This window comes from Microbacterium martis (genome assembly GCF_047246685.1).
Lineage (GTDB): Bacteria > Actinomycetota > Actinomycetes > Actinomycetales > Microbacteriaceae > Microbacterium.
In genome coordinates, this window is the sequence record NZ_JBFOKT010000001.1 from 947565 (window position 1) to 959667 (window position 12103).

The window sequence follows — 12103 nt, forward strand, 5'->3', positions numbered from 1 at the left end:
AAGCTGGTCCCCTGTGGTGGGTTCCTCGGCGGGCGTCGTCGGGTGGCTTTCTACTGGTGGCCAGCGCAGGCGAGTTCCGCGGGAGAGCCCGCGCGCCCGAACCCTGCCGTCCCGTTCCTTCGAACACGCTCGCGCGTCACACGGATGCGCGAGTCTAAACAAAGAAGGAGAGACCTCTTGGAAGGTCCTGAAATCACCGCCACCGAGGCCGTTCTCGACAACGGCCGCTTCGGCACCCGTACCATCCGCTTCGAGACCGGCCGCCTCGCGCAGCAGGCTCAGGGCGCCGTCGCCGCCTACCTCGACGGCGAGACCATGCTCCTCTCGGCCACGAGCGCCGGCAAGCACCCGCGCGAGGGCTTCGACTTCTTCCCGCTGACGGTCGACGTCGAGGAGCGCTCGTACGCCGCAGGCAAGATCCCCGGCTCGTTCTTCCGCCGCGAGGGCCGTCCCTCCACCGAGGCGATCCTGGTCTGCCGTCTGATCGACCGTCCGCTGCGCCCGTCGTTCGTCGACGGCCTGCGCAACGAGGTCCAGATCGTCATCACCGTGCTCTCGATCGCGCCGGGCGAGTTCTACGACGCTCTGGCGATCAACGCCGCCTCGGCGTCGACCCAGATCTCGGGTCTGCCGTTCTCCGGCCCGGTCGCCGGCGTACGCCTCGCGTTCATCCCGGGGCACGGCGAGAACGACGACCAGTGGGTCGCCTTCCCGACCGCCGACCAGGTCGGCGAGGCCGTGTTCGACCTCATCGTCGCCGGTCGCGTGGTCACCAAGGCCGACGGTTCGGAAGACGTGGCCATCATGATGGTCGAGGCCGAGGCCACCGAAGGCAGCTGGAACCTCATCAAGGCCGGCGCCACGAAGCCGAACGAGGAGATCGTCGCTCAGGGGCTCGAGGCGTCGAAGCCGTTCATCGCGCAGCTCGTGAAGGCGCAGGCCGACCTCGCCGCCACCGCCTCGAAGGAGCCGGGCGTCTACCCGGTGTTCCCGGCGTACAGCCAGGAGGTCTACGACTTCGTGGCGGGCCGCTCGTACGACGAGCTCGTGGGCATCTACCAGATCGCCGACAAGACCGAGCGCCAGAACGCCGACGACGCCGTCAAGGACCGCGTCAAGGCCGAGCTCATCGAGGCCACCGAGGCGGGATCGCTTCCGGCCGCGGCCCCGCTCGAGTTCTCCGCCGCGTACAAGTCGGTCACCAAGAAGATCGTTCGCGGCCGCATCCTCACCGAGGGCTCCCGCATCGACGGCCGCGGCCTGGCGGACATCCGCCCGCTCGACGCCGAGGTGCAGGTCATCCCGCGCGTGCACGGCTCCGCGATCTTCCAGCGCGGCGAGACCCAGATCATGGGCGTCACCACGCTGAACATGCTGAAGATGGAGCAGCAGATCGACTCGCTGTCGCCCACGACCAGCAAGCGCTACATGCACCACTACAACTTCCCGCCCTACTCGACCGGTGAGACCGGCCGTGTGGGTTCGCCGAAGCGTCGCGAGATCGGGCACGGCTTCCTCGCCGAGCGCGCGCTCGTGCCGGTGCTGCCGAGCCGCGAGGAGTTCCCCTACGCGATCCGCCAGGTGTCCGAGGCCCTCGGCTCCAACGGCTCCACCTCGATGGGATCCGTCTGCGCCTCGACCCTCTCGCTGCTGAACGCCGGTGTGCCGCTGCGCGCTCCCGTCGCCGGCATCGCGATGGGCCTCGTGTCCGACGAGGTCGACGGTGAGACCCGTTACGCGGCGCTCACCGACATCCTGGGCGCCGAGGACGCGCTGGGCGACATGGACTTCAAGGTCGCCGGTACCAGCGAGTTCGTCACGGCCATCCAGCTCGACACGAAGCTCGACGGCATCCCGTCGTCGGTGCTCGCCGGCGCCCTGACCCAGGCCCGCGACGCGCGACTGACCATCCTGGGCGTCCTGAACGCCGCGATCGACGCTCCCGACGAGATGGCGCCCACCGCGCCCCGTGTCATCAGCGTGCAGATCCCGGTCGACAAGATCGGCGAGCTGATCGGCCCGAAGGGCAAGACGATCAACGCGATCCAGGACGAGACCGGCGCGCAGATCTCGATCGAGGAGGACGGCACCGTGTACATCGGCGCGACCGACGGCCCCTCGGCCGAGGCGGCCCGCGCCCAGGTGAACGCGATCGCCAACCCGACCAACCCCGAGGTCGGCGAGCAGTTCCTCGGCACGGTCGTGAAGATCGCCACGTTCGGCGCCTTTATCTCGCTGCTGCCCGGCAAGGACGGACTGCTGCACGTCACCGAGGTGCGCAAGCTCGCCGGCGGCAAGCGCGTCGAGAACGTCGACGACGTGCTCTCGGTGGGTCAGAAGATCCTCGTGAAGATCACGAAGATCGACGACCGCGGCAAGCTGTCGCTCGAGCCCGTGCTCGACGACGCCCCGGGCGACGAGGCGCCCGCGCAGGACGCCGCCGAGTAGGCATCACCCTCGGAGCCCGGGTTCGTCCGTGAGGGACGGGCCCGGGCTTCGTCGTGATCCGTGACCAAACCGTTACGGGAAGTTTCCGCGCCGTTCCCCGTATTGGTCGGCGCGTTCTCCCGCGTCCCTTACCCTCGAAGTACGCACCGGGGGGGGTGCAGGTACGGCAGCGAAGCAGATCGGAACGCACCGATCGACGCGGGGGTGAGGGAATGCGGTTGTTCAGCGTAGGCGCGGGAACCTCCGACGAGCGAGCCCACGACGACGCCGAGCACCCGTCAGCACCCATCCCGATCGTGGGCCCCGGCGTCGGCGAGGGAGTGCGCGCGCCGCTCGGCGAGACGGGGTACGAGACCTTCCCCCTCATGCTCGGTGCGGCGGAGTTCGGCTGGAACGTCGACCTCGAGACGAGTCACGGCATCCTCGACCGCTATGTGGAGTTCGGCGGGAACGCGATCCACACGGCCGACGGCTTCTCCGGCGGCCGGAGCGAGCACATCATCGGCCAGTGGCTGCGTTCGCGCGGGCATCGCGACCGCACGATCCTGAGCGTCCGCATCGGCGCGCACGCCGACAATCCCGGGCTGGGATCGGTGAACCTCGTCCGTGCGGTCGAGGGCTCGCTGACACGTCTCGGCGTCGAACGCATCGATCTGGTGTACCTCGACGCCACGCTCGACGACACGACGAACGTCGAAGACACCCTCGCCACGGTCGAGTGGCTGCGAGACGCCGGGAAGATCGGCGCCGTCGGGGGCTTCGGGTTCGCCCCCGAGCGACTGGTCGAGGCGCGCATCCTCGCCTCCGCCGGCTATCCGCGCATCGAGGTGATCGACGAGCCCTACAACCTGCTGCGACGGCAGCCCTTCGAGGGCGATCTCCGGCTCGTGGCCGGCGCGCAGAACCTCGCGGTCACGCCGTCGCACGCGCTCGAGCACGGCTTCCTCTCCGGTCGCCACCGCACCAAGGCCGGGGCCTCGAACGGCGTGCGCGGGGAGCAGCTGCGCGGTCACCTCAACCGGAGGGGCATCAAGATCCTCCGCGCCCTCGATCAGGTCGCCGAAGAGCTCGCCGCTCCCGTCGCCGCCGTCTCGATCGCCTGGCTCCTCGCGCAGCGCACGGTGGCGGCCCCGATCGTGAACACCTTCGCGGCCGAGCACGTCGACGAGTTGATGGCGGGGGCCGGGATCGCGCTGTCGCGCGCACAGGTCGCCGAGCTCACGCGCGCGGGCAACTGAGTATCGTTCCCCGCGTGGCATAGGCTGGGGGAGAGGTCGGCGGATGCTGGCGATGAAGCGAGCGAGTTTGTGACGCACTACATATATCTGGTCAGACATGGCGAACATCAGGATGCGGAGTACGGTCTCGCCGACGGTCCCCTCTCCCCGCGAGGGCAGCGTCAGGCCGAGCTGATCGCCGATCGGCTTTCCGGACTCCCGCTCGACGCGGTCTGGCATTCGCCGCTCCTGCGGGCGAACGAGACGGCGCGGGCGATCGCAGGGCGACTCCCGTCGGTCGTCCCGGAGCCGACGGCGCTGCTGTTCGACTGCGTCCCGACGGGCATGACCGAAGAGACGCCGGCGGTCTTCGAGCCCTTCTTCGGATCGGTGTCGGATGCCGAGATCGACGCGGGTCGTGCGCAGATGGCCGATGCGGTCAACGAGTTCCTCATGCGCAAGAACGGCGAGGTGCACGAGGTCCTCATCACGCACAACTTCGTCATCTCGTGGTTCGTCCGCGAGGTCCTCGGTGCGCCCGAGTGGCGCTGGATGACCCTCAACCAGGCGCACTGCGGGCTGACCATCATCGCGCAGAAGCAGGGTCGTCCGTGGACCCTGCTCAATCACAACGACACCGGCCATCTCCCCGTCGAACTGCGCACCGGCATCCCCGATCCGATGCCCGTCTGAGCCCGCGCGCCCCGTCCGGGCGCCGACGCGCGCTCCCTAGACTGGACGCATGACCACGCAGGTAGCACTCGTCGGCGGATCCGGGAAGCTCGGCACGATCATCCATGCGGTGGTCGACGAGCTCGAGGACTTCGAGGTGAGCCGCGTGCTCACCTCGTCGAGCGATCTGGCCGAGCTCGACGGCGCCGACCTCGTCGTCGACGCCTCGACGCCACAGGTCAGCATCGACGTGGTCCGTGCGGCCGTCGACCGGGGCGTCAACGTGCTCGTGGCGACGTCGGGCTGGTCGGCCGAACGCATCGCCCTCGTGCGGCCGCTGGTCGAGGCGGCCGAGACCGGGGCCGTCTTCATCCCCAACTTCTCCCTCGGATCGGTGCTCGGGTCGGCGCTGGCCGCCGCCGCGGCGCCGTTCTTCGACTCGGCCGAGATCGTCGAGGCGCACCGCGAGACCAAGGTCGATTCCCCGAGCGGCACGGCCGTGCGGACCGCCGAGCTGATCGCGTCGGCCAGAGCGGAGCAGGGGCCGGTGAGCGCACCGCACGCCGATCAGCGGGCGCGGGGCCAGCAGGTGGGCAGCGTCCCGATCCATTCTCTGCGCCGGCCGGGCGTGGTCGCCAAGCAGGAGGTCGTGCTGTCGGGGCCGGGCGAGTCGCTCGCCTTCGTCCACGACACGATCGATCCCGCGCTGGCCTACGCCCCCGGCATCCGTCTCGCTCTTCCGTTCGCCCGTGACGCACGCGGTGTGGTGGTGGGCCTGGAGTCGATGATCGATCTCGGTCTCCGGTCATGATGTCGCGCATCAGCGTCGGACTGATGGCGGCCGCGCTGCTGGTGTACCTCGCCGTGGCGATCTGGTTGGCGGTGATGTTCATCTCCGTCGGGTCGCCCCTGGCGATCGGCATGGGCGTCACCCTGATCGTGCTCGCCCCCATCGGCGCCTGGGCACTGGTCCGGGAGATGCAGTTCGGGTTCGCCGCCGATCGCCTCGGGCGCCGGCTCGACGAAGAGGGCGGCATGCCGCCCGTCGAGACGGAGCTGACACCGAGTGGACGCATCGCTCGTGCCGACGCCGGTCCGCTCATCGAACGCTACGCCGCGGCGGCCGATGCCGACGCGAGCGACTGGCGGGCGCGCTATCGGCTCGGCGTCGTGCAGGATGCCGCGGGGCACCGAAAAGACGCCAGGGCGAGCATCCGCGCGGCGATCCGACTCGCTCGGTCCTGACGCGACGGGCGATCCGACCCGCCCGCGGGGTCAGGCGAGCGTCGCCTCCAGGGTGATCTCGATGCCGGCGAGGGCCTGCGAGACGGGGCACCCGGTCTTGGCGCCCTCGGCGATCTCGTGGAAGGCCTCGGGAGTGAGGCCCGGCACGGTGGCGTTGACGTTGAGATGACTGCCCGTGATGCCGACTCCGGGCTTGAAGGTGACCGCGGCGCTGGTGTTCACCCGCTCGGGCGGAGTGCCGTTCTCGGCGAGGGCGTGCGAGAGGGCCATGCTGAAGCACGAGGCGTGCGCGGCCGCGATGAGCTCTTCGGGGGTGGTCGTGGTGTCGCTTCCCTCGCTGCGCGATCTCCAGTCGATGGGGAAGGTGCCCAGATGCGACGACGAGAAGGCGACGGTGCCCGAGCCCTCCGTGAGGGATCCGGTCCAGGTGCTGGCGGCTTCGCTGGTGACGGGCATGGTTCCTCCGGTTCTCGCGCCCTCGTCGGCGGGGCACGTCGCGGCCAGCCTATCGAGCGGGCCGGGCCGACGGAACAGGCTCAGGAGGCGGGCGCCGCGCGCCCGATGACACCGGCGCGCTGCAGCAGCAGGTACAGCCGGCATCCGAGGCAGAAGGCGAACGCCGCGTTGAGGAAAGCGGCGAGGAATGCAGCGGCCGTGGCGATGGGCAGGGCCCAGGGCACACCGGCGAGGTGCAGGAGCAGGCCCGCGACGATCACCACCAGACCGACACCCTGCGAGAAGCGCGGCGGACGAGGGTCCTCCAGATCGATCGGTGCCGCGAGCCGCGGCCGGACCGCCCGACGGAAGAGCACGCTCCACGGCGCGGTGCTCGGCGACACGGCGCCCCAGAGGAACAGCAGGCCGATCAGGGCGGCGAGGAGGAAGCCGGGGTCGAGAGCGCGCTGCGCGAGGGGCGCCACCCGGATCGCCCACGGCTCGCCCCCGAGGAAGCCGAAGTCGAACCCGGGTGCGAACGAGAGCCAGGTTCCCGGGAGTCGGGCCGTCGAGATGCCGATCAGCGAGAGGAACGTCGTTACCAGCAGCAGCGCCGCCGTGATCCCTGCGGCGAATCGCGGGCCGCGCGGATCGATTCCTGCGGGAGTGGTCATCTCTTCTCCGGTCTCACTTCTTCTCCGGTCTCGGCCTCAGAGCGAGGCGACGACGTCGGTCACGGCGTGCCGTTGCGGCACACCGGGGAATCGTGCCCGTACCGCGCCGCCGTCATCGACGACCAGCGTCGTCGGCGTCTGCAGCACCCGGTACCGGGAGGCGAGGTCGGGTCGGTGCGTCAGATCGACCTCGACGTGGCGGATCCCCGGGTGCTCGGCGGCGACGGCGCGCAGCATCCGCCGCACGTGCGGGCACCGGGCGCACAGCTCGGTGCTGAACTGCACCAGGGTGACGTGCGATCCGAGCCCGGCCGCTCCGGCATCGGCCGGATCGAACCGGGTCACGCCGGCCGCGCGGCGACGGCCGTCACGTCGGCGGAGCACCAGCCCGATGATCACGGCGAGCCCGACCAGCCCGACGGCCACGATGGCGGCCAGGGCGGGAGACATGACTCGAGACTACGGCGCGACCGTCCCGCGAGCGCCGATGTGTCGGCGCATGACGGCCGGCGGCCACGCGCCGCGCTCCGCCCGCCGCCGGAGCCGGGGCGGTATCGTGGCTCCCATGAGCGCAGCCGTTCCGACACCGTACGAAGATCTGCTCCGCGATGTGCTGGAGAACGGCACCCACAAGTCCGATCGGACGGGAACGGGCACCACGAGCGTCTTCGGCCGACAGATCCGCTTCGATCTGTCGAAGGGGTTCCCGTTGATCACCACCAAGCGCGTGCACTTCAAGTCGATCGCCTACGAGCTGCTGTGGTTCCTGCGCGGTGATTCGAACGTGCGGTGGCTGCAGGAGAACGGCGTCACCATCTGGGACGAATGGGCCGATGCCGAGGGCGACCTCGGGCCCGTGTACGGCGTGCAGTGGCGTTCATGGCCCGCGCCGGAGGGGAAGAGCATCGACCAGCTCTCGGAGGTGGTCGACCAGATCCGACGGACACCCGACTCGCGCCGCCTGATCGTCTCGGCGTGGAACCCGGCCGACATCCCCGACATGGCCCTCGCGCCGTGCCACGCGCTGTTCCAGTTCTACGTGGCCGACGGCCGGTTGTCCTGTCAGCTGTATCAGCGCAGCGCCGACATGTTCCTCGGCGTGCCGTTCAACATCGCCTCCTACGCCCTGCTGACGATGATGATCGCGCAGCAGACGGGTCTCGAGCCCGGCGACTTCGTGTGGACCGGGGGCGACTGCCACATCTACGACAACCACCTCGAGCAGGTGCGCGAGCAGCTCGGCCGCGAACCCTACGCCTACCCGACGCTGCGCTTCGCCCGCACCCCCGCGTCGATCCTCGACTACCGCTACGAGGACTTCGTCGTGGAGGACTACCAGCACCACGCTCCGATCCGCGCGGCGGTGGCGGTGTGAGCGGCGCTCAGGTCGGAGGGATGATGGTCGGCCTCATCTGGGCCGAGGCGCGCGACGGCGTGATCGGAGCCGCGGGCGGAATGCCCTGGTACGTTCCCGAGGACCTCGCGCACTTCAGGGAGGTCACGCTCGGCTCTCCCGTGGTGATGGGCCGCAAGACCTGGGATTCGCTCCCTGAGCGGTTCCGTCCTCTCGAAGGGCGGGAGAACATCGTCGTCACCCGTCAGCAGGACTGGACGGCCGAGGGCGCGCGTCGGGCGGCCACGGTCGCCGAGGCCGTGCGGGGCAGGGACCGGGTCTGGATCATCGGCGGCGCCGAGATCTTCCGCCAGGTGATCGGCGATGCGGACCGGCTCGAGGTGACGGAACTCGATCTCGAGGTCGATGGCGACGCGTTCGCCCCCTCCACCGCCGGATGGCGCCTCGTCGACGAAGGAGAGTGGCAGACCTCGCGCACCGGCATCCGCTACCGCTTCCTCGGGTACGAGCGCTGATGCCCACGGCACTCATCACGGGAGCGAGCGCCGGACTCGGCGCCGAGTTCGCTCGCCAGCTCGCCCGTCGGCGAGCCGACCTCGTCCTGGTCGCGAGATCCGAGGACGCGCTGAACACGCTGGCCCGCGATCTGCGGAGCGAATACGGGATCGCCGTCGAGGTGGTGGTCGCCGATCTCGCCGACGATCGGGGTGTCGAGACGGTCGCCGGTCGCCTGCGCGACGCCGCCGATCCCGTCGACCTCCTGGTGAACAACGCCGGCTTCGGACTGCCGCTGCAGTTCGCCGACAACGACATCGACGACGAGGTGCGTCATCTGCGCGTGCACGTCGAGGCGTCGATGCGGCTGATGCATGCCGCGCTGCAGACCATGCGCGGTCGCGGCGGTCGCATCATCAACGTCGCCTCGGTCGCCGGGTTCATCTCACGCTCGACCTACTCCGCCTGCAAGGCCTGGCTGATCGGCTTCAGCCGCTGGGCGAACCGCGAGTACGCCCGCGACGGCGTGACGGTGACGGCGGTGTGCCCCGGCTTCACGCACACCTCCTTCCACGAGCGCATGGGGCTGGCCGCCGGGGAGGAGGGCGTGCCCGCGATCCTGTGGCTCGATGCCCGCGACGTGGTGCGCGAAGGGCTGCGCGATGCCGCTCGCGGAAAGGCCGTGTCGATCCCGTCGCTGAGGTACAAGGCGGTCGTCGCCCTCACCCGCCTCCTCCCGGATTCGGTCACGTCGGGCGTCGCCCGGCGCGGCCGGGTGTGACCGGGGGCGGATCGTCCGGTTCCGGCGCGTCACCACGTCGGTGTGAGCGGCGCGGGACCGATACGCTGGTGGCATGACGCACTCGGGCAACCCCTTCGGACAGGTTCTCGTCGCGCTGGTCACCCCCATGACCGCCGACGGCGAAGTCGACTGGCCCGCCGTCGAGAAGCACATCGATGACGTGATCACCGCGGGAGCGGACGGCATCGTCGTGACGGGAACGACCGGCGAGACCTCGACCCTGACGGACCCCGAGAAGCTGAAGCTGGTGGAGGTCGGCAAGTCGGTCTCCGGAGGTCGCGCGAAGATCATCACCGGTGGCGGGTCGAACGAGACCGCCCACGCCATCGAGCTGTACAAGGCCAGCGAGAAGGCCGGCGCCGACGGCATCATGATCGTCACGCCCTACTACAACAAGCCGACCCAGGCCGGCATCCTGACGCACTTCCGGCTGGTCGCGGACGCCACTGACCTCCCGGTCATCCTCTACGACATCCCGGGGCGCACGGGGGTGCCGATCAAGTACGAGACCATCCTGCGTCTCGCCAAGCACCCGAACATCCTGGCCGTGAAAGACGCCAAGGGCGACTTCTCCGAGGTCAGTCGGGTGCTGAACCAGACCGACCTGATGTACTTCTCCGGCGACGACGCCAACGTGCTCCCGCACCTGTCGATCGGCGCCGCGGGATTGATCGGGGTCACCGCCAACGTCGCCGCCGCGCCCTACCGGGCGATCGTCGACGCGGTCAACGCCGGCGACCTCGCCACGGCGACGGCCGAGCATCAGCGGCTCGAGCCGCTCGTGCGCGCCGTGATGACCCATGTGCCCGGCACCGTCGCGGCGAAGTACATCCTGCACGGCCTCGGCCGCATCTCGAGTCCGCGTGTGCGCCTGCCGCTGGTCGGACCGGAGGAGTGGGAGGCGGCGCTCATCGAAGACGAGCTCGACCTCGTCGACGGTGTTCCCGGCGCCGATTTCTCGAACTTCCGACCCGACCGCAATGCGGCAGCGGGCGGGGCCCTGCCCAAGGTGCACGGCACGACGCGCTGATCCGCGTCGCCACGAACGACCGGACGCGCCGCGTGTCCGACTGAGGAGACAGCATGTCGATCCCCCTGTCCGAACCCTCCGCTCTCGACGCCGGAACGCTGCGCGTCATCCCCATCGGCGGTCTCGGAGAGATCGGCCGGAACATGACGATGTTCGAGTTCGACGGCAAGATCCTCATCGTCGACTGCGGCGTGCTGTTCCCCGAGGAGCACCAGCCGGGCGTCGACCTGATCCTTCCCGACTTCGAGCCGATCCGCGACCGCCTCGACGACATCGTGGGCGTCGTGCTCACCCACGGACACGAGGACCACATCGGCGCGGTGCCGTATCTGCTGCGGCTGAAGAGCGACATCCCGCTGATCGGGTCCGGTCTCACGCTCGCCCTCGTCGAGGCCAAGCTCAAGGAGCACCGGATCAAGGCGTTCACGCTCACGGTGACCGAGGGGCAGCAGGAGCGGGTCGGTCCGTTCGACCTCGAGTTCGTCGCCGTGAACCACTCGATCCCGGATGCTCTCGCCGTGGCGATCCGCACCCCGGCCGGCATGGTGCTCGCCACCGGCGACTTCAAGATGGACCAGCTGCCGCTCGACGGGCGGATCACCGATCTGCGCGCCTTCTCGCGTCTGGGGGAGGAGGGAGTCGATCTGTTCCTGGTCGACTCGACCAACGCCGACGTGCCCGGCTTCACGCCGACCGAGCGCTCGATCGGCCCGGTCCTCGACCAGGTGATCGGCAAGGCGCCGCGCCGCGTCATCGTGGCCAGCTTCTCGAGCCACGTCCACCGTGTGCAGCAGGTCATCGACGCCGCCCACGCCCACGGCCGCCGCGTCGCCTTCCTCGGCCGCAGCATGGTGCGCAACATGACGATCGCCGAGCAGCTGGGGTACCTCAAGGTCCCCGCGGGCGTGCTCATCGACTACAAGAAGGCGCGCGACCTCCCCGACGACCAGATCGTCTACATGTCGACCGGGTCGCAGGGCGAGCCGATGGCGGTGCTCAGCCGGATGGCCAATCTCGACCACGCGATCGAGGTGAGCGAGGGCGACACCGTGATCCTCGCCTCCAGCCTGATCCCGGGCAACGAGAACGCCGTCTACCGCGTCATCGACGGACTCACCAAGCTCGGGGCGAACGTGGTGCACAAGGCGAACGCCAAGGTGCACGTGTCGGGCCATGCGGCGGCGGGCGAGCTGCTCTACTGCTACAACATCCTCAAGCCCAAGAACGTGCTGCCCGTGCACGGCGAGTACCGCCATCTCATCGCGAACGCGAAGCTCGCGCAGGACACGGGGATCGCCGAGGCCAACACCATCATCGCCTCGAACGGCACCGTGATCGATCTCGTCGGCGGCGTCGCCCGGGTGGCCGGGCAGCTCGACCTCGGATTCGTGTACGTCGACGGATCGACGGTGGGCGAGATCACCGACGCCGACCTCAAGGACCGGCGGATCCTGGGTGAGGAGGGGTTCATCTCGGTCATCGTCGTGGTGGATGCCGGCACGGGGCGGATCATCTCCGGACCCGAGATCCATGCGCGCGGCGTCGCCGAAGACGACTCGGTCTTCGACGACGTGTCGCCGAAGATCGTCGCAGCCCTCAAAGAGGCGGCGGGCAACGGCGTGCGCGACACGCACGCGCTCTCGCAGGTCATCCGACGCACGATCGGTCGCTGGGTCAACCAGAAGCTGCGTCGGCGCCCCATGATCGTGCCGCTCGTCATCGAGGCCTGAC

Annotated in this window: 13 protein-coding genes; 10 read left to right on the forward strand and 3 right to left on the reverse strand. The window is 69.6% G+C overall.

Annotated features, from left to right (window positions below):
- The first annotated feature begins 177 nt into the window (after window positions 1-177).
- The 5 genes from AB3M90_RS04475 to AB3M90_RS04495 all read left to right on the forward strand — a co-directional run bounded on the left by AB3M90_RS04475 (window position 178) and on the right by AB3M90_RS04495 (window position 5582).
- Window positions 178-2448, forward strand: coding sequence for a polyribonucleotide nucleotidyltransferase (locus AB3M90_RS04475; protein ID WP_412950207.1), 2271 nt, complete (start codon window positions 178-180; stop codon window positions 2446-2448).
- Window positions 2449-2660: 212 nt separating this feature from the next.
- Window positions 2661-3686, forward strand: a complete 1026-nt coding sequence (locus AB3M90_RS04480) for an aldo/keto reductase (protein WP_412950208.1) — start codon at window positions 2661-2663, stop codon at window positions 3684-3686.
- A gap of 69 nt (window positions 3687-3755) precedes the next feature.
- A complete protein-coding gene (locus AB3M90_RS04485) occupies window positions 3756-4358 on the forward strand; it encodes a histidine phosphatase family protein (RefSeq protein ID WP_412950209.1) in 603 nt (200 codons plus the stop codon).
- Window positions 4359-4407: 49 nt separating this feature from the next.
- Complete coding sequence (gene dapB / locus AB3M90_RS04490; protein ID WP_412950211.1) at window positions 4408-5148, forward strand: 4-hydroxy-tetrahydrodipicolinate reductase; 741 nt, start codon at window positions 4408-4410, stop codon at window positions 5146-5148.
- Window positions 5145-5582 carry a hypothetical protein gene (locus AB3M90_RS04495; RefSeq protein ID WP_412950213.1) on the forward strand — a complete coding sequence of 146 codons (438 nt, stop codon included), beginning with the start codon at window positions 5145-5147 and terminating at the stop codon, window positions 5580-5582. Before dapB ends, AB3M90_RS04495 begins: the two co-directional genes overlap by 4 nt.
- Before the next feature lie 30 nt (window positions 5583-5612).
- Here the strand turns inward: AB3M90_RS04495 and AB3M90_RS04500 are convergent, their stop codons facing one another.
- The 3 genes from AB3M90_RS04500 to AB3M90_RS04510 all read right to left on the reverse strand — a co-directional run bounded on the left by AB3M90_RS04500 (window position 5613) and on the right by AB3M90_RS04510 (window position 7141).
- The gene (locus tag AB3M90_RS04500; RefSeq protein WP_412950214.1) at window positions 5613-6038 is read right to left on the reverse strand and encodes an OsmC family peroxiredoxin; all 426 of its coding nucleotides are present in this window, start codon (window positions 6036-6038) and stop codon (window positions 5613-5615) included.
- An 80-nt stretch (window positions 6039-6118) separates the two neighbouring features.
- Complete coding sequence (locus AB3M90_RS04505) at window positions 6119-6691, reverse strand: DUF4395 family protein (protein ID WP_412950216.1); 573 nt, start codon at window positions 6689-6691, stop codon at window positions 6119-6121.
- Window positions 6692-6727: 36 nt separating this feature from the next.
- Complete coding sequence (locus tag AB3M90_RS04510) at window positions 6728-7141, reverse strand: thioredoxin family protein (protein WP_412950217.1); 414 nt, start codon at window positions 7139-7141, stop codon at window positions 6728-6730.
- 115 nt (window positions 7142-7256) lie between these two features.
- Here AB3M90_RS04510 and AB3M90_RS04515 point away from each other — a divergent pair, with 115 nt between their 5' ends.
- The 5 genes from AB3M90_RS04515 (at window position 7257) to AB3M90_RS04535 (ending at window position 12102) form a co-directional block, all read left to right on the forward strand.
- On the forward strand, window positions 7257-8066 hold the full coding sequence (locus AB3M90_RS04515; RefSeq protein WP_412950218.1) for a thymidylate synthase: 810 nt from the start codon (window positions 7257-7259) through the stop codon (window positions 8064-8066).
- Window positions 8067-8086: 20 nt separating this feature from the next.
- On the forward strand, window positions 8087-8560 hold the full coding sequence (locus AB3M90_RS04520) for a dihydrofolate reductase (protein WP_412951216.1): 474 nt from the start codon (window positions 8087-8089) through the stop codon (window positions 8558-8560).
- Window positions 8560-9321 carry an SDR family NAD(P)-dependent oxidoreductase gene (locus AB3M90_RS04525; protein ID WP_412950219.1) on the forward strand — a complete coding sequence of 254 codons (762 nt, stop codon included), beginning with the start codon at window positions 8560-8562 and terminating at the stop codon, window positions 9319-9321. The genes AB3M90_RS04520 and AB3M90_RS04525 overlap by 1 nt, the downstream gene beginning before the upstream one ends.
- A gap of 73 nt (window positions 9322-9394) precedes the next feature.
- The gene (dapA, locus tag AB3M90_RS04530; RefSeq protein ID WP_412950220.1) at window positions 9395-10372 is read left to right on the forward strand and encodes a 4-hydroxy-tetrahydrodipicolinate synthase; all 978 of its coding nucleotides are present in this window, start codon (window positions 9395-9397) and stop codon (window positions 10370-10372) included.
- Window positions 10373-10425: 53 nt separating this feature from the next.
- A complete protein-coding gene (locus AB3M90_RS04535; protein WP_412950221.1) occupies window positions 10426-12102 on the forward strand; it encodes a ribonuclease J in 1677 nt (558 codons plus the stop codon).
- Window position 12103: the final 1 nt, after the last annotated feature.